At 70.9% G+C, this 20,298-nt stretch carries 1 protein-coding gene (only partly in view); it reads left to right on the forward strand.

Going from position 1 to position 20,298, the window contains the following annotated elements; all coding sequences use genetic code 11:
- Positions 1–20,298, forward strand: part of the annotated coding region (locus ACWEQQ_RS29575; RefSeq protein ID WP_452350556.1) for a non-ribosomal peptide synthase/polyketide synthase (this coding region is incomplete at its 5' end). The annotated region continues 8,967 nt past the right edge of the window; 20,298 of its 29,265 annotated nt are in view.

Below are 20,298 nucleotides of genomic sequence, written 5' to 3' on the forward strand. Positions count from 1 at the left end.
TTGTGGGGTCCGCTGCTCTACGGCGGCAAGCTGGTCGTGGTCGACTACTACGTGTCCCGCTCGCCCGAGCAGTTCCTGGAACTGCTGCGCCGCGAGCAGGTCACGGTGCTCAACCAGACCCCGTCGGCGTTCTACCAGCTGGCCGAGGCGGACCGGATCGCTACCTCGGCGAGCCGGGAATCGGATACCGGCGCCGGTGACCAGCAGTCGCTGGCGCTGCGCTACGTCGTCTTCGGCGGCGAGGCGCTCGAGCTGCGCCGCCTGTCGGATTGGGTTGCCCGCCACGGAGATTCCTCGCCGTACCTGGTGAACATGTACGGCATCACCGAGACCACCGTGCACGTGTCCGTGCGCGTGCTCGATGCCGACACCATCGCCGCCGCCACCGGTTCGGTGGTCGGCCGGGCCATCGCGGGCCTGCGCGTCTACGTTCTCGACGACCGGCTGCACCCGGTGCCGGTCGGTGTCGCGGGCGAAATGTACGTGGCCGGACCGCAATTGGCGCGTGGCTACCTGGGCCGCCCGGACCTGTCCGCGGCCCGCTTCGTGGCCAGTCCGTTCGGCATCGCGGGCGAGCGGCTGTACCGCTCGGGTGATGTGGCGCGCTGGAACCGCTTCGGTGAGCTGGAATATCTGGGCCGCGCCGACGATCAGGTCAAGGTGCGCGGCTTCCGTATCGAGCTCGGTGAGATCGAGTCCGCCGTGCTGGCCCAGCCGGGCGTGGCGCAGGCCGCGGTCATCGTGCGCGAGGACCAGCCGGGCGATCAGCGCATCGTGGCCTATGTGGTGCCGGAGAACGGCATCGCGCCGGCCGTGGACGCGGTCCGCGACGGCGCGGCCGAGCTGCTGCCGTCCTACATGGTCCCGTCCGCCATCGTGGTGCTGGACCGAATCCCGTTGACCGTCAACGGCAAGCTGGACCGCCGGGCGCTCCCGGCTCCGGCCGCGCAGGCGCGGGCCTTCCGCGCCCCGGAGACCCCGGTGCAGGAGACGGTCGCCGCCGTCTTCGCCGAGGTCCTGGATCTACCGCGGGTCGGCCTGGACGACGACTTCTTCGACCTGGGCGGCAACTCGCTCATCGCCACCCGGGTGGTGTCGCGCATCGGCGCGGCCCTGGACACCACGGTCGCGGTGCGCACCCTGTTCGAGGCCACCACGGTCGAGGCCCTGGCCGCCCGCATCGAATCGCACGCCGACGGGGCGTCCCGCGCCAAGCTGGTGGCCCGGACCAGGACTCCCGGCGACCTGGCGCCGCTGTCGTTCGCGCAGCAGCGCATGTGGTTCCTGAACCAGTACGACACCTCCTCGGCGGCCTACAACCTGCCGCTGGCCATCCGCCTGACCGGCGAACTCGACACCGCCGCACTGGAACTCGCGGTCGCGGACGTGGTCCGCCGGCACGAGTCGCTGCGCACCCGGTACCCGGAGCACGGCGGCACCCCGATGCAGGTGGTCGTCCCGGCCGAGGAGATCGCCCTCGACCTGCGGCCGGTCACCGTGGCGGCCGCGGACGTGACCGCCACCGTGACCGCCTTCGCCACGCTGGGCTTCAATGTGGCCGAACAGGTTCCGCTGCGCGCCCGCCTGTTCCGCGTCGGCGGCGAGGACGCCACCGAGCACGTGCTGGTGGTGGTCGTGCACCACATCGCGGGCGACGGCTTCTCGATGTCCCCGCTGGCCCGCGACGTCATGGTCGCCTACACCGCGCGCAACCAGGGCGCGGTCCCGGGCTGGGCCCCGCTGGCCGTCCAGTACGCCGACTTCGCCGTCTGGCAGCGCGAAGTGCTGGGCTCCGAAGAGGACTCGTCCTCGATCATGGCCCGCCAGGTGGCCTACTGGCAGCGCGTGCTCGGCGGCGTGCCCGACGAGCTGGCCCTGCCCACCGACCGCCCGCGCCCGGCCATCGCCTCGCACCGCGGCGCCACGCTGCAGCGCACGCTGTCGCCGGAGCTCGTCGCGGCGCTGGAAGACGTTGCCCGCCGCCGGGGTTCGTCGCTGTTCATGGTCATGCACAGCGCCCTCGCGGTGCTGCTGGCCCGGCTGTCCGGCGGCGACGATATCGCGGTCGGCACCCCGGTCGCCGGTCGTGGTGAGGCCGCGCTGGACGACCTGGTCGGCATGTTCGTCAACACCCTGGTGCTGCGCACCGGCATCGACCCGGCCGAGTCGTTCACCGACCTGCTGGACCGCGTGCGGCACACCGACCTCGACGCCTTCGGCAATGCCGACGTGCCCTTCGAGCGGCTGGTGGAACTGCTCGCGCCCGAGCGCTCGCAGGCCCGCAACCCGCTGTTCCAGGTCATGCTGGCGTTCCAGAACCTGGATCGCACCAGCATCGAGCTGCCGGGGCTGACCGTCTCCACGCTCGACCTCGACGAGAACATCTCCCGCTTCGACCTGCAGTTCACGCTGTCGGAGCAGGACTCCGGGATGGCGCTGGCGCTGACCTACGCCACCGACCTGTTCGACGAGGCCACCGCGGCCGGATTCGCGCAGCGCTGGGTGCGGGTGCTCGAGGCCGTCGCGGCCGACCCGGAGCTCGGCGTCGGCGCGATCGACATCCTGGACCAGGACGAACGCGCCGATCTGGTGGCCCGTTTCGGCCTGCCCGCCGTCCCGGCGCGCACGCTGCCCGAGCTCATCGCCGACGCCGTCGCCATCGATCCGGCCGCGACTGCGGTCGTGTTCCAGGGCAGGAGTCTGTCCTACGGCGAGCTGGATGCGCGCTCGAACCGCTTGGCGCGCTTGCTCATCGAGCGCGGCATCGGCGCCGAGGATCTGGTCGCCGTGGCCGTGCCGCGGTCGGACGACTCCTACTTCGCCGAATGGGCGGTGTCCAAGACCGGTGCGGCCTTCGTACCGGTGGACCCGAACTACCCGGCCGACCGCATCGCCCACATGGTCACCGACTCCGGTTCGCCGGTCGGCCTCACCGTGGCATCGGTGCGCGCGGACATGCCGGACTCGGTCGAGTGGCTGGTGCTGGACGAGCTGGAGCAAGCGCTGGGAGGTGGAGCGAATGCGTTCGCGGACACCGCGATCGCCGACGCCGAGCGGGTGCGCCCGCTGCGCCCTGAGCACCCGGCCTACGTCATCTACACCTCCGGTTCCACCGGCGTGCCCAAGGGCGTCGTGGTCACCCACGCGGGTCTGGCCAACTTCAGCGTCGAGCAGGCCGAGCGGTACGCGCTCGACTCCTCCTCGCGCGCACTGCATTTCGCGTCGCCGTCGTTCGACGCGTCCATGCTGGAGTTCCTGCTCGCCATCGGCAAGGGCGGCACCCTCGTGGTCGTCCCGCCGGGCACCTACGGCGGTGAGGAGCTCGCCGAGCTGATCCGCCGTGAGCAGGCCACCCACGCCTTCATCACCCCGGCCGCGCTGTCCACCTTCGGACCGGCGGGTCTGGACTCGCTGCGCGTGCTGGTCGCCGGTGGTGAAGCCGTCCCGGCCGATCTGGTCGAGAAGTGGGCGGTGCCGATCGGCGAGGGGACCGGGCCGGACGGCACCATTCGTGCCTTCCACAACGGGTACGGCCCCACCGAGACCACCATCATGACCAACATCAGCGATGCGCTGGTGCCGGGCGATCTGGTCACCATCGGCGGTCCCATCCGGGGCATGCAGTCGCTGATCCTCGACAACCGCCTGCGCCCCGTTCCGGTGGGTGTCGCGGGTGAGCTGTACCTGTCGGGCATTCAGCTGGCGCGCGGCTACCACGCGCGACCGGGCCTGACCGCCGACCGGTTCGTCGCCAACCCGTATGTGGCGGGCGAGCGCATGTACCGTACCGGCGACGTGGTGCGCTGGACCCCGGACGGCTTGGTCGAGTACGTCGGCCGGTCCGACTTCCAGGTCAAGGTGCGTGGTTTCCGCATCGAGCTGGGCGAGATCGACGCCGCGCTGGCCTCGCACGAGTCCGTCGACTTCGCGGTCACCGTGGGCCACAAGAACGCCGCGGGCGCGACGTCGCTGGTGTCGTATGTGGTTGCCACGCCGGGTCGTTCGATCGATGTGGCGGCCGTGACCGCGCACGTCGAGGCGCGTCTGCCCGCGTACATGGTGCCGTCGGCGGTCATGGTCATCGACCGGGTGCCGCTGACGCCGGTCGGCAAGCTGGACCGCCGGGCGCTGCCCGAGCCGGTCTTCGCCACCGAGGTGGTCTTCCGCGCGCCGCGCAATGCCCTCGAGCACACCATCGCCGAGGTCTTCGCCGAGGTGCTGGGCCTGGAGCGGGTCGGTATCGACGACTCGTTCTTCGCCCTGGGCGGTGACTCCATCGTCTCCATCCAGTTGGTGTCGCGGGCCAAGGCGCGCGGCGTGGTGTTCAGCCCGCGCGACGTGTTCGAACAGCGCACGGTCTCCGGTCTGGCCGCCATCGCGACGGTATCCGTGGACGGCCAGGGCGATTCGACCCCGCAGCTGACCGAGCTGCCGGGCGGCGGCGTGGGCGTCATGCCGCTGACCCCCGTCGTGCGCTTCATGGCGGGCCGGTCGGGCGAGTTCGGCCGCTTCAACCAGACCATGGCGCTGGAGCTGCCGATCGGCATCGATCGCGCGGGCATCGCCGCCACCGTCGGCGCGGTCATCGACCGCCACGACATGCTGCGGGCGCGCCTGCGCCGGGTGCCGGACGCGGACTGGATTGTCGAAACCGCCGCTCCCGGAACGATCGACGCGGATGCGCTGATCGATCGCACCGAGTTCGACGCGGGCGTCACCGACGCACAGCTGGTCGAGATCGCCACCGCCGCACTGGATGCCACCCTCGACAAGCTGGATCCGGCTGCGGGACAGGTCATCCGGTTCGTGTGGCTGGAGCCGTCCGGCGCCACGGCGAGCCGGGAATCGGGCACCGCTCGTGCCGGACGTCTCGTCGTCGCCGCGCACCACCTCGTAGTCGACGGCGTCACCTGGCGAATCCTGGTGCCGGACTTCGTCGCCGCCTGGGGTCAGCTGTCCGCCGGACAGACCCCCGAGCTGGTCGCGCCCGCCACCAGCATGCGCACCTGGGCGCACGCCCTCGAGCGTGAGGCCGCCACCGACGAGCGCGTCGCCGAACTCGAGTTCTGGCGCACCGTCGTCGAGGGCCCGGACCCGCTGCTCACCGAGCGCCCCATGGATCCGGCCGTCGACGTCACCGCCACCATCGAGAAGCACCGCGTCGAACTGTCGGCCGAGGCCACCAAGGCGCTGCTGACCACCGTGCCCGCGCTGTTCCACGGCGGTGTCAACGACGGTCTGCTGACCGCACTCGCCTTGGCGGTGGCCAAGTTCCGCGCGGCCAAGGGCCTGGGGGAGAAGGCCGGGGGGCAGGACACAGCCCTCGTCCGCCTCGAGGGCCACGGCCGCGAGGAAGAGGTCGTGCCCGGTGCCGACCTGTCCCGCACGGTCGGCTGGTTCACCGCCATCTTCCCGGTGCGCTTCGAGCTGGCCGGCATCGACGTGGACGCCGCCCTCACCGGTGGGCCCGCCATGGGCCGGGCCATCAAGGCCGTCAAGGAGCAGCTGCTCGCGGTGCCGGACAAGGGCATCGGCTACGGCCTGCTGCGCTACATGAACTCCGACACCGCCTCGCAGTTGCCCAAGCAGCTGCCGGGCCAGGTCAGCTTCAACTACCTGGGCCGCGTCAACGAGGGCGATGTGCCGGAGGCGCTGCGCGGCTTCGGCTGGATCCCGGCTCCCGAGCTGGCGGATCTGGCCGGCGCCTACGACGGCGACATGCCCGCCATGGCCCCGATCGACATCAACGCCATCGTGGTCGGGGAGAAGCTGACCGCCAATATCGGCTACCCGAGCACGCTGATCGGTGCGCAGGAGATCGCCGAATTCGCGGCGCTGTGGATCTCGGCGCTGGAAGCCGTTGCCCGGCATGCCGATTCCGCGCAGGCGGGCGGGCACACCCCGTCCGACTTCGGCCTGGTGCGCGTCACCCAGCGTGATATCGACGGCTGGGAGAAGCAGTACGGTGCGCTGAACCAGGTGTGGCCGCTGTCCGCGCTGCAGGCCGGTCTGCTGTTCCACGCGCAGCTGGCCGCCACCTCGGTCGACGTGTACACCGCGCAGGCGGTGCTCACCCTCGAGGGCCGCGTCGACGCCGACCGGCTGCGGTCGGCCGCGCAGGCGCTCATCGAACGCCACGAGATCCTGCGCACCGCCTACGTGAACGACGCGTCGGGTGTTCCGGTGCAGGTGGTCATCGACGGCGTGCAGGTGGCGTGGACCAACCACGACCTGACCGATATCGCCGACGCGGAAGCCCGCGCGGCACGCGCGGCGGAGATCATCGCCGCCGACCGGGTGCAGCGCTTCGACCTGACCGCGCCGCCGCTCATCCGCTACACGCTGGTGCGAACCGCCGCGAACAGCTACCAGCTGGCCGTGGCCAACCACCACATCCTGCTCGACGGCTGGTCCATGCCGCTGCTCATGCAGGACCTGCTGGTGCTGTACGCCACGCACTCCGACACCGCGGTGCTGCCGCCGGTGCGGTCCTACCGGTACTTCCTGGAATGGGTTGCGCAGCAGGACCGTCCGGCCTCGCTGGCGGCGTGGCAGCGGTCGCTGCACGGCGTCTCCGAGCCGACCCTGCTCACCCGCCCCGACGCGGGCCGCGAGATCACCGCCCTGTCCGGCGAGTACTTCTTCGACCTGGACGAGGCCGCGACCGCGCGCCTGACCGCGCTGGCCGCCGACCTCGGCGTCACCCCGAACACCGTGCTCCAGGTCGCCTGGGGCATCCTGCTCGGCCGCCTCACCGGCCGCGAGGACGTGCTCTTCGGCACCACGGTGTCCGGCCGCCCGGCCCAGCTGTCCGGCGTCGAGTCCATGGTGGGTCTGTTCATCAACACCGTGCCGGTGCGGGTCGCCTTCGACCCGGCCGAGCCGGCGAGCGCGCTGCTCACCCGTACTCAGGGTGAGCAGGCCGATCTGCTCGACCACCACTACGTGGGCCTGGCCGACATCCAGTCGGCGGCCGGCATCGGCGGACTCTTCGACACCCTGGTGGTGTTCGAGTCGTATCCCGTTGACGCCGAAGGCATTCGGTCGCAGGCCGCGGATATCGACGGTATGGCCGTGACCGGCCTGGACGCGGCGGACGCCACCCACTACCCGCTGACCCTCATCGCCCAGCTCGACACCCGCCTGCGTATCCGCGCCGGCTACCTGCGCGACCTGTTCGACGAGGACACCGTCCACCGCATCGCCGACCGCCTGGTGCGCGTGCTGACCGCCATCACCACGGAACCCGCTGCGGCCGTGGGCGATATCGAACTGCTGGACGCACCCGAACGCGAGCTGGTCGTCGAGCGCTGGAACGACACCGCCTTCGACGTCGAGGCCGTGCTCACCGATCGCTCCGCCTCCCCGCGCTTGGCGGCCGAGGCCGCGACCCTGGTCGCGATGTTCGAGGCGCAGGTGGAGCGGACGCCCGACGCGACCGCGCTCAGCTTCGAGCACGCCGATACCTCCCAACCGGCTACAACTCTGTCCTACGCCGAGTTCGCCGACCGGGTACACCGCCTGGCGCGCTGGCTCGTCGAGCGTGGTGTCGGAGCGGAATCGTTCGTGGCCCTGGGTATGCGGCGTTCCATCGACCTGGTGGTCGGCATGTACGCCGTCACCGTCGCCGGTGCCGCCTACGTGCCGCTGGACCCGGATCACCCGGCCGAGCGCATCGAGTACATCCTCGAGACCGCCGACCCGGTGACCGTGCTGACCTCCGGCGAGGATCTGCCGATCGATACCGCGCAGGTCCGCATCGACATGCTGGAGCTGGCCAACTACTCGGCCGCTCCGCTCACCGATGCGGATCGCCGTGCGCCGCTGCGGGAGTCGAACAACGCGTACGTGATCTTCACCTCCGGTTCGACCGGCCGCCCGAAGGGTGTGGCGGTGCCGCACTCGGCCATCGTCAACCGCCTCGTCTGGATGCAGGCGGCCTACGGGCTGACCGCCGACGATGTCGTCCTGCAGAAGACCCCGGCCACCTTCGACGTGTCGGTGTGGGAGTTCTTCTGGCCCTTGCAGATCGGCGCGACGCTGGTCGTGGCCAAGCCGGAAGGCCACCGCGACCCGGCGTATCTCGCGGATCTCATTGCCCGCGAGGGTGTGACGGTCACCCACTTCGTGCCGTCCATGCTCGCGGTGTTCGTGGCCGAGGAGGCCGCCGCGCGCTGCACCAGCCTGCGCAAGGTCTTCGCCTCCGGTGAGGCGCTGTCGCCCAAGCCCGCGCACAAGCTGCGTGAGCTCACGGGCGCGGAGCTGCACAACCTGTACGGCCCGACCGAGGCCGCGGTCGACGTCACCTTCCACCAGGTCGTGGACGCGGACGTCGATACCGTGCCGATCGGCCGCCCGGTGTTCAACACCGAGGTGTACGTGCTGGATTCGCGTCTGCGGCCGGTTCCGGTGGGTGTCGCGGGTGAGCTGTACCTGGCGGGCGATCAGCTCGCGACCGGGTATGTCGCGCGCCCGGACATCACTTCGGATCGCTTCGTGGCCAACCCCTTCGGGGACGGCGAGCGCATGTACCGCACCGGTGACCTGGTCACCTGGACCGCGGACGGCGAGCTGGAGTACATCGGCCGCACCGACTTCCAGGTGAAGCTGCGCGGTCTGCGCATCGAGCTCGGGGAGATCGAATCCGCGCTCACCGCAATGGATTCCATCGCGCAGTCGGTGGTCGTGGTGCGCAGCGACGTGCACACCGGCGATCAGCTGGTCGCCTATGTCATCCCGGCGGCGGGCCACACCGTGGACGTCGAGAAGGTGCGCCTGGAGATCGGCGAGAGCCTGCCCGCGTACATGGTGCCGTCGGTCCTGATGGCGCTCGACGAGTTCCCGCTCAATGCCTCCGGCAAGCTGGACCGCAAGGCGCTGCCCGCGCCGGTGTTCGAGGCCGCGGTGTTCCGCGCTCCGGTCACTCCGGTCGAGCAGATCGTGGCCGGCGTGTTCGCCGAGATCCTCGGCCTGGAGCGGGTCGGCCTCGACGACGACTTCTTCGCCCTCGGCGGCAACTCGCTCATCGCCACCCAGGTGGCGGCGCGCCTGTCGGCCGCGCTGGACACCCACCTGGGTGTGCGCGAGATCTTCGAGGCGTCGACCGTGGCCGCCCTGGCGGCGCGCGCCGAAACCCATTCCGGCGCGGGCACTCGCCAGGCGCTGATCGCGCAGCAGCGGCCGGAGCGGCTGCCGCTGTCGCTGGCCCAGCAGCGCATGTGGTTCCTCAACCGGTTCGATCCCGAATCGGCCGTGGACAACATCCCGGCGGCCGTGCGCCTGTCGGGTCTGGTGGACCGCCAGGCCCTGCAGATCGCCGTCGCCGACGTGCTGGCGCGGCACGAGTCGCTGCGCACCCGGTACCCGGAGATCGGCGAAGCGCGGGGAGGCGGAGCGCAAGCGTTCCAGGAGATCGTCCCCACCGCACAGGTCATTCCGGACCTGACCCCGGTCGAGGTCTCCGAAGCCGAACTGCCGCAGGCGCTCTCGGAGCTGGTGCTGAGCGGCTTCGACGTCACCGTGGACGTGCCGTTCCGGGCCCGCCTGTTCGAGGTCAGCCCCACCGAGCACGTGCTCGCGCTGGTGGTGCACCACATCTCGGCCGACGGCTTCTCCATGGGCCCGCTCACCCGGGATGTGATGACCGCCTACGGCGCTCGCGTCGAGGGCGGCGAGCCCGGCTGGCAGCCGCTGGATGTCCAGTACGCGGACTACGCGCTGTGGCAGCGCGCGGTGCTCGGCGACGAGACCGACACCGAATCCGTGATCTCCCAGCAGATCTCGTACTGGCGCGACACACTGCGCGGCCTGCCCGACCAGCTGGACCTGCCCGCCGACCGGCCGCGTCCGGCCGTCGCGTCGGGCCGCGGTGCGACGCACGTCTTCACCGTCGATGCCGACACCCACGCCAAGCTGACCGAACTGGCCCGCACCCGCGGCGCGACCCTGTTCATGGTCATGCACTCCGCCCTGGCGGCGCTGCTGTCGCGGCTGTCGGGTGAGGCGGACATCGCGATCGGCACCCCGGTCGCCGGTCGTGGTGAACGCGCCCTCGACGACCTCATCGGCATGTTCGTCAACACCCTGGTGCTGCGCACCGAGGTGGACGGCGGCGCCGGCTTCACCGAGCTCCTGGACACGGTGCGCGCCACCGACATCCAGGCCTTCGGCCACGCTGACCTGCCCTTCGAGCGCCTGGTCGAGATCCTCAACCCGGCGCGTTCGCAGGCGCGGCACCCGCTGTTCCAGGTCATGCTGTCGTTCCAGAACACCGGCATCACCGAACTGGAACTGCCCGGCCTGACCGTGAGCGCCGTCGATCTCCCGATCGACACCGCCAAGTTCGACCTGCAGCTGGTCCTCACCGAGCAGCTGGGAACCCACGACGTGGCGGGCAACGGCCACGGCGCGACCCCGTCCGGCATCACCGCCGAACTCATCTACGCCACCGACCTGTTCGACGCGGCCACCATGGAGCGTTTCGCCGACCGGTTCGACCGGCTGCTGAAGGCCATTGCCGCGCAGCCGGAACGGGCCATCGGCGATATCGACCTGCTGGTCTCCGGCGAGCGCACCCGGGTACTGCGCGACTGGAACCGCACCACCGCCGACGTCGTCTCCGTGCTGGCGGAACTGACCTCCGGCACTCTGTCGGGCGAGACCACGGCCGAGGGCGAGATCGTGCGCAGCGCCTCGGGCGACGCGGGCGAGACCCTGGTCGCACTGTTCGAGGCCCAGGCCGCGCGGACCCCCGAGGCGACTGCGGTCAGCTTCGAGGGGTCAGGTCTGCCCTACCGCGAGTTCACCGCACGGGTGCATCAGCTGGCCCGCAAGCTCATCGAGGCCGGGGTCGGCCCGGAGAGCCTGGTGGGCTTGGGCATTCGCCGTTCGGTGGACCTGGTGGTCGCGATGTACGCGATCATCGAGGCCGGTGGCGCGTACGTGCCGTTGGACCTGGACCAGCCCGCCGACCGAATCGACTACGTGCTCGAGACCGCTCGGCCGGTGTGCGTGCTCACCACCGAGCGGGACGGATTCACCCACGCGAGCGTCCCGACTGTCGCGGTCGACACCGTCGACCTGTCGGGTTACTCCGACGCCGTGCTGACCGACGCGGATCGCAGTGCGCCGCTACGGGCTTCGAACACCGCCTACGTGATCTTCACGTCGGGTTCGACCGGTCGCCCGAAGGGTGTGGCGGTGCCGCACTCGGCGATCGTGAACCGCCTGGTGTGGATGCAGGCCGAGTACGGCCTGACCGCCGCCGACGTGGTGCTGCAGAAGACTCCGGCCACCTTCGACGTGTCGGTGTGGGAGTTCTTCTGGCCCTTGCAGATCGGCGCGAAGCTGGTCGTGGCCAAGCCGGACGGGCACCGCGATCCGGTGTACCTGGCCGAGACCATTGCCCGCGAAGGCGTCACGACCGCGCACTTCGTGCCGTCCATGCTGGCCGTGTTCGTCGCGGAGCGCGAGAGTCGAGCCGGAGAAACCCCGAACCCGCCCCGGAGCGAAGCGGAGGGGCGAATTGGACACAGCCTGCGGCTGGTCTTCGCCTCCGGTGAAGCGCTGCCCGCGACCACCGCCCAGCAGCTGCGCCGGGTCACCGGCGCCGCCCTGCACAACCTGTACGGCCCGACCGAAGCGGCCGTCGACGTCACCTATCACCAGGTCACCGACGCCGACACCGAGACCGTGCCGATCGGCCGCCCGGTGTTCAACACCCAGGTGTACGTGCTGGATTCGCGCCTGCACCCGGTCGCGCCGGGCATGGCGGGCGAGCTCTACCTGGCCGGCGTGCAGCTGGCGCGCGGCTACGTGGCGCGCCCCGACCTGTCGTCGGATCGCTTCGTGGCCAACCCCTTCACGCCGGGCAAGCGCATGTACCGCACCGGTGACCTGGTCACCTGGACCGCGGACGGCGAGCTGGAGTACATCGGCCGCACCGACTTCCAGGTCAAGCTGCGCGGTCTGCGCATCGAGCTCGGCGAGATCGAGGCCGCGCTGACCGCCCACGAGTCGGTCGCCCAGGCCGTCGTGGTGCTGCGGTCCGATGCCCGCACCGGTGACCAGCTGGTCGCGTACGTGGTTCCGGCGCAATCGGTTTCGACCGAACCGGTCGAGCTCGGCGCGGACGTCCTCGACGTGGAGGCCGTGCGCGAGCACCTGGCCGCGCAGCTGCCGTCCTACATGGTCCCCGCCGCCTTCGTGGCCCTGGGCGCGTTCCCGCTCAGCGCCAACGGCAAGCTGGACCGCCGCGCACTGCCCGAACCGGAGTTCGCCGCCCGCGAGTTCCGTGCCGCCGCAACGCGTGCCGAGGAGATCGTGGCCGGCGTCTTCACCGAGGTGCTCGGGCTCGAGAACCCGGTCGGCGCGGACGACGACTTCTTCGAACTGGGCGGCAACTCGCTGATCGCCACCCAGGTCGTGGCGCGACTGGGCGCGGCGCTCGACACCCGCATCCCCGTCCGCACCCTGTTCGACGCCCCGAGCGTGGCCGCCCTGGCCGCGCGCGTGGAAGCGCAGGCGGGCACCGGTGGCCGCCGCGCGCTGGTGGCCCAGGCCCGGCCGGACGAGATCCCGCTGTCGCTGGCCCAGCAGCGCATGTGGTTCCTCAACCGCTTCGACACCGCCTCGGCCGTCAACAACATCCCGCTCGCGGTGCGCCTGACCGGCGACCTCGACGTGGACGCCCTGCTGGCCGCCGTCGGCGACGTGCTGGAGCGGCACGAGGTGCTGCGCACCATCTACCCGGAGAACGCCGAAGGCCGTGGCGTGCAGGTCATCCTGCCCGCCGACCAGGTCCGCCTGGACTCGGCCGCCAATGCCGGCGTCCACGGCGGCGGCACCGGCCTGGCCGCGGTCGAGGTGGCCGAGGCCGACCTGCGCGAGCACATCGCCGAGCTGGTCCTCACCGGCTTCGACGTGACCGCCGCGGCCCCTGTGCGCGCCGGACTGTTCCGGGTCTCGGATGCCGGACAGCCCACGCACGTACTGGTTTTCGTGGTGCACCACATCTCCGGCGACGGCTGGTCGGTGCGCCCGCTGGCCCGCGACGTCATGGTCGCCTACGCGGCCCGCGCCACCGGTGAAGCGCCGCACTGGGCGCCGCTGCCGGTGCAGTACGCCGACTTCGCGCTGTGGCAGCGCGAAACCCTCGGCGACGAGGACGACGCGGACTCGCTGATCGCCCAGCAGGTCTCCTACTGGAGCAGCGAACTGGCCGGGCTGCCGGACCAGATCGACCTGCCCTCGGATCGCCCGCGCCCGGCGGTGGCGTCCAATGCCGGTGGGGTGCACGAGTTCTCGATCGACGCCGACCTCTTGGCCGGGCTCAACGGCCTGGCTCGTGAGCACGGCGCCTCGCTGTTCATGGTCGTGCACGCGGCCTTCGCGGCCCTGCTGGCGCGCCTGTCCGGCGGCGACGACATCGCCATCGGCACCGCGGTCGCGGGCCGTGGCGAGCAGGTGCTCGACGACGCCATCGGCATGTTCGTCAACACCCTGGTGCTGCGCACAGCCGTCGACTCGGGGGAGAAGTTCGCCGAGCTGCTGGCCCGCACCAAGGACACCGACCTGGCCGCCTTCGGCCACGCCGACCTGCCCTTCGAGCGCCTGGTCGAGATCCTCAACCCGGCCCGCTCGCAGGCCCGGCACCCGCTGTTCCAGGTCATGCTGTCGTTCCAGAACACCGGCGCGGCGACCTTCGCCCTGCCCGGGCTGGAAGTGGCGGGCGTGCCGCTGGACGTGGTCACCGCCAAGTTCGACCTGCACCTCAACCTGACCGAACGGGCCGACGGCGACGGCATGACCGCCGAATTCGCCTACGCCACCGACATGTTCGACCCGGCCACCATCGCCGCCTTCGGCGAGCGCCTGGTGCGCCTGCTGTCGACCGTGGTCGCCGAGCCGACCGCGCTGGTCGGCGATATCGAGCTGCTGGACGCGGCCGAGCGCCGCCAGGTGCTGCGCACCTGGAACGCCACCGAGTACGACGTCAAGCGGGTCGCCCTGGGCGGCAAGAAGATCGACGCCGAGGTCACCCTCGCGTCGATGTTCCAGACCCAGCTGAAGCAGACCCCCGACCTCACCGCGCTGGTGTTCGAGGGGACGAGTCTGTCCTACGGCGAGTTCGCCGCTCGCGTGCACCAGCTGGCCCGCCACCTCATCGCCGAGGGCGTCGGACCGGACACCTATGTGGCCCTGGGCATGCGCCGCTCCTTCGAGCTGCTGGTCGGCATGTACGCCGTCACGGTCGCCGGTGGCGCGTACGTGCCGCTGGACCCGGACCACCCGGCCGAGCGCAACCAGTACGTGCTCGACACCGCGCGGCCGGTGTGCGTGCTCAGCACCCGCGGGGATCGGTTCGAAACCACCACGCGCACACTGCTGATCGACGAGCTGGACGTGTCGGGCTACTCGGACGCCCCGATCACCGACGCCGACCGGATCGCCCCGCTGCGCGGCGACCATGTCGCATACGTGATCTTCACGTCGGGTTCGACCGGCCGCCCGAAGGGCGTGGCGGTGAGCCACACGGCCATCGTCAACCGCCTGGTGTGGATGCAGACCGAGTACGGCCTGTTCGACGACGATGTCGTCTTGCAGAAGACCCCGGCCACCTTCGACGTGTCGGTGTGGGAGTTCTTCTGGCCCCTGCAGATCGGCGCGGCCCTGGTCATCGCCAAGCCGGACGGTCACCGCGATCCGGGCTACCTGGCCGAGTTGATCATCGAGACCGGTGTCACCACCGCGCACTTCGTGCCGTCGATGATGTCGGTGTTCGTGGCGGAGGAGAAGGCCGCCGAATGTGTTTCGCTGCAGCAGGTCTTCGCCTCGGGTGAGGCGCTGCCCGCGCCGACCGCGCAGAAGCTGCGCGAGCTCACCGGCGCACGACTGCACAACCTCTACGGCCCGACCGAAGCGGCCGTCGACGTCACCTACCACGAGGTGGAGGACACCGACGCGCTGTCGGTGCCGATCGGCGCGCCGGTTTTCAACACCCGTGTGTACGTGCTGGATTCGCGCCTGCACCCGGTCGCCCCGGGTGTCGCGGGTGAGCTGTACCTGTCGGGCGTCCAGCTGGCGCGCGGCTACGTCGCCCGTCCGGAGCTGACCGCCGATCGCTTCGTCGCCGACCCGTTCCACGACGGCGAGCGCATGTACCGCACCGGCGACCTCGTCAAGTGGACCGGTCGTGAAGCGCGGGGAGGCGGAGCGGAGCTGGAGTACCTGGGTCGCACCGACTTCCAGGTGAAGCTGCGCGGTCTGCGCATCGAGCTCGGCGAGATCGAATCCGCGCTCACCGCCATCGATGCCATCGCCCAGTCGGTGGTCGTGGTCCGCAGCGACGATCGGCTCGGCGAGCAGCTGGTCGGCTATGTCATCCCGACCGCCGGCCACAGCGTCGACCTCGACGCCGTGCGCGCCGAACTGCAGGACGGCCTGCCCGGCTACATGGTTCCGACCGCCTTCGTGGTGCTGGATGCCTTCCCGCTCAATGCCTCCGGCAAGCTGGATCGCAAGCAGCTGCCCGCACCGGTGTTCGAGGCCAAGGTCTTCCGCGCCCCGTCCACCCCGATCGAGGAGATCGTGGCGGGCACCTTCTCCGACGTGCTCGGCGTCGGACGGGTCGGCCTGGACGACGACTTCTTCGAGCTCGGCGGCAACTCGCTGATCGCCACCCAGGTCACCGCCCGCCTCGGCGCGGCCCTGGACACCCAGCTCGCGGTGCGCGATCTGTTCGAGGCGTCCACGGTCGCGGCGCTGGCCGCGCGGGTGGAGCGCAATGCCGGTTCCGGGGCGCGTCCGCGCCTGATCCCCGGTGAGCGTCCCGCGCACCTGCCGCTGTCCCCGGCGCAGCAGCGCTACTGGTTCCTCAACCAGTTCGACACCAGCACTTCGGCGGTCGACAACATTCCGCTGGCGGTGCGCTTCACCGGCGCGCTGGATCTGTACGCCATGAAGCAGGCCATCGGCGATGTGATCGCCCGCCACGAGGTGCTGCGCACGGTGTACCCACAAGCGCAGGGAGGTGGAGCGTCGGCCGAGGGGCCGCACCAGGTCGTGCTGCCCGCCTCGAAGACCGATCTGTCGCTGGTGCCGGAGGAGGTGACCGAGGGCGAACTGCTCGGGAAGGTCATCGAATTCGCCATGACCACCTTCGACGTCACCGTCGAGGTGCCGCTCGCCGTCAAGATGTTCCGCATCGCGGACAGTGAGACCACCCAGCACGTGCTGGCCTTCACCGTCCACCACGTCTCCGCCGACGGCTCCTCCATGGGCCCGATGGCGCGCGACATCATGGCCGCCTACGTGGCCCGGGTGAACGGCGATGTGCCGCAGTGGGCTCCGCTGCCGGTGCAGTACGCCGACTACGCGCTGTGGCAGCGTGAGGTGCTCGGCCGTGAGGACGACGCGGAATCGCTTGCCGCCAAGCAGGTCTCGTACTGGACCCGCGCCCTGGCCGGGCTGCCGGACCAGCTGGAGCTGCCCACCGACCGGCCGCGCCCCCCGGCGCAGTCGTTCCACGGCAAGGCGCTGCGCTTCGATATCGACGCCGAGCGTCACGCCAAGCTGCACGAGCTGGCGCGGGCCAACAACGCCTCGCTGTTCATGGTCGTGCACGCCGCCCTGGCGGTGCTGCTGGCCCGTCTGTCCGGCACCGACGACATCGCGGTCGGCACCCCGATCGCGGGCCGCGGTGAACGCGAACTCGACGACATGATAGGCATGTTCGTGAACACCCTGGTGTTCCGGACCCAGGTCGACGGCGCCGCGAGCTTCGCCGACCTGCTCTCCGAGGTGCGCGAGCGCGACCTCGAAGCCTTCGCCAACGCCGACGTGCCGTTCGAGCGCCTGGTCGAGGTGCTCAACCCGGTCCGCTCCACCGCGCGCAACCCGCTGTTCCAGGTGGGCCTGTCGTTCCAGAACCTGGCCGAGACCGCCTTCGAGCTGCCGGGCCTGCACGTGGCCGCGGTCGAATTCGACTCGCAGCTGGCCAAGACCGACCTGCACGTCACGCTCTACGACCGGTACACCGAGGACGGCACACCGGCCGAGATCCTCACCGAATTCGGTTACGCCACCGACCTGTTCGACGAATCGACCGTGCGGTCCTTCGCCGACCGGTTCGTGCGGGTGCTGGACGCCATCCTGGCCGACACCACCGTCGCGGTCGGCGACCTCGACCTGCTGGGCGAGGACGAGAACGTGCGAATCCTGCAGCGGTGGAACAACACCGCCCAGGACGTGGAGTCGGTCATGGACGGCGGTTCCGAGGCCACCCTGGTCTCGCTGCTCGACCGGGCGGTGTCCGACGACCCGAAGGCCGTGGCCATCGTCGCCGACACCTCCGAGGGCACCGAGCAGCTGACCTACGCCGAGCTCGACGCCCGCGTGAACCAGCTCGCCCGCGAGCTCATCGCGCGCGGCATCGGCGCGGAAGACCGGGTGGCCCTGGCCATTCGACGGTCCACCGACCTGGTGGTCGCCATGTACGCGGTCGCCAAGTCGGGTGCCGCCTACGTGCCGATCGACCCGGATCAGCCCGCCGAGCGCGTCGGCTACATCCTGGAGACGGCCGCGCCCGAGGCCGTACTCACCACGGCCGCAGTCGGTTTCGAGACCGAACTCACCGAGGTGCTGCGCATCGACGAGCTGGACCTGTCCGGCCACTCGGCCAAGCCGGTCACGGCCGCCGAGCGGGTGCGCGAGCTGACGGCCGCGAACACCGCGTACGTCATCTTCACCTCCGGTTCCACCGGCCGCCCCAAGGGTGTGGCGCTGCCGCACGGCGCGGTCGTGAACCAGTTGCTGTGGAAGGTCACCGAATTCGGCCTCGACCCGGCCGACGCGGTGCTGCTCAAGACCGCCGCCACCTTCGACCTCTCGGTCTGGGAGTTCTGGTCCGCCGCCGCCTGCGGTGGCCGCATGGTCATCGCCGCGCCGGACGGCCACAAGGACCCGGCGTACCTGAACGAGCTCATGGCCCGCGAATGGGTGACCACGCTGCACGTGGTGCCGTCCATGCTGGACGCGCTGCTCGCCGACGGGCTGCCGGATTCGCTGTGGCGCATCCTGGCCATCGGTGAGGCGCTGCCCGGCCCGCTGGCGCAGCGCGTGCTGCGGGAGCGGCCGCGCACCGAGCTGTTCAACCTGTACGGCCCGACCGAGGCCGCGGTGTCCATCACCAACCACCGGGTCACCGCCCGCGACGAGCTGTCGGTGTCCATCGGCTCGCCCGAGTGGAACTCCCAGGTGTACGTGCTGGATGCGCGCCTGCGGCCGGTGCCGGTGGGCGTCTCCGGCGAGCTGTACCTGGCCGGCGCGCAACTGGCGCGCGGCTACCACGGCCGCCCGGACCTCACTTCCGACCGGTTCGTGGCGAACCCGTTCCGCTCCGCCTCCCCGCGCTTCGACAACGGTTCCCGCATGTACCGCACCGGTGACCTGGTGGCCTGGCAGGAGAACGGGGAGCTGGAGTACCGGGGCCGCACCGACTTCCAGGTGAAGATCCGCGGTTTCCGCATCGAGCTCGGCGATATCGAATCCGCGCTGCTGCGCCTGGATTCCGTCGCCTCGGCGGCCGTGGTCGCGCACACCGATCCGGTGCTCGGCGACCGCCTGGTGGCCTACATCGTCGGCAGCGACGGCGACCCCGACAAGCAGCAGCTGCAGTCGGCGCTGGCCGCCGAACTGCCGTCGTACATGATCCCGTCGGTCTTCATGCCGCTGACCGCGTTGCCGCTCAACGCCAACGGCAAGCTGGACCGTAAGGAGCTGCCGCAGCCCACCTTCGAGAAGGCGGTCTTCCGCGCCCCCGTCAGCCCGATCGAGCAGATCGTGGCGGGCGTGTTCGCGGAGGTGCTGCGCGTCGAATCCGGCCGCATCGGCCTGGACGACGACTTCTTCGCGTGGGGCGGCAACTCGCTGCTCGCCACCCAGGTGGCCGCGCGCCTCGGCGAGGCGCTCAACACCCGGGTGCCGGTGCGACTGCTGTTCGAGGCGTCCACGGTGGCCGCGCTCGCGGCCCGGGTGGAACGCGACGCCGGCGCCGGCGGCCGCAAGGCGCTCACCGCCGGACCGCGGCCGGACAACGTTCCGCTGTCGCTGGCCCAGCAGCGCATGTGGTTCCTCAACCGCTTCGACACCGCCTCGGCCGCCTACAACGTGCCGGTCGCGGTGCGGCTGTCGGGCCTGCTGGACGAGGACGCGCTGCGCGCCGCCATCGCGGATGTGGTTGCCCGCCACGAGATCCTGCGGACCATCTACCCGCAGACCGAGGACGGGCCGGTGCAGGTCATCCTGCCGCCGGCGCAGGCCGTACCGGAGCTCGAGGTGCGCACCGTCACCGCCGACGAGGTCGTGGGCGCGGTGGTCGAGCTGACCTCCACCGCCTTCGACGTGACCGTCGAGGTGCCGATCAAGGTGGCGCTGTTCAAGATCGAGGGCGAGGTCCCGGCTCCCGCGGCCGAGTCCGGTGCCGCGACGCGCGGGCCGTCGGAGGCCGCGGCGCACGCGGCGGCCTACACCTTCGACTTCGCCGACATCGAGCCCACCGGCCAGTTCCCGGTCGTGGACCCGGACGGCCCCGCGCCCGCGGAATACGTGCTGGCCCTGGTGATCCACCACATCTCCGGCGACGGTTCCTCGGTGGCCCCGCTGACCCGCGACCTGATGACCGCCTACGCGGCGCGCTCCATCAAGCAGAAGCCGGGCTGGACCCCGCTGGCGGTGCAGTACGCGGACTACTCCATCTGGCAGCGCGAACTGCTGGGCAGCGAGGACGATCCGGAATCGCTGGCGTCGAAGCAGGTCGCCTACTGGGCGCAGGCGCTCGCCGGCCTGCCGGATCAGCTGGACCTCCCGGCCGACCGGCCGCGTCCGGCGGTGCAGACCTTCGCGGGCGGCAAGATCGACGTCCGCATCGACGCCGGATTGCACGCGGCGCTGGTCGAATTGGCCCGCACCGAGGGCGCGACGCTGTTCATGGTCGTGCACACCGCGCTCGCGGTACTGCTGTCGCGCCTGTCGGGCTCCGACGACATCGCCATCGGCACCCCGATGGCCGGTCGTGGCGAGGCCGTCCTGGACGACCTCATCGGTATGTTCGTCAACACCCTGGTGTTCCGCACGCTGGTCGACGGCGGGCAGCCGTTCGCCGAGCTGCTGGCGCGCCAGCGCGAGACCGACATCCAGGCCTACGCCAATGCCGACGTGCCGTTCGAGCGCCTGGTCGAGGTGCTCAACCCGGCCCGCTCGACCGCGCGGCACCCGCTGTTCCAGGTGGGTCTGTCCTTC

It is taken from the genome of Nocardia sp. NPDC004123 (genome assembly GCF_053603795.1).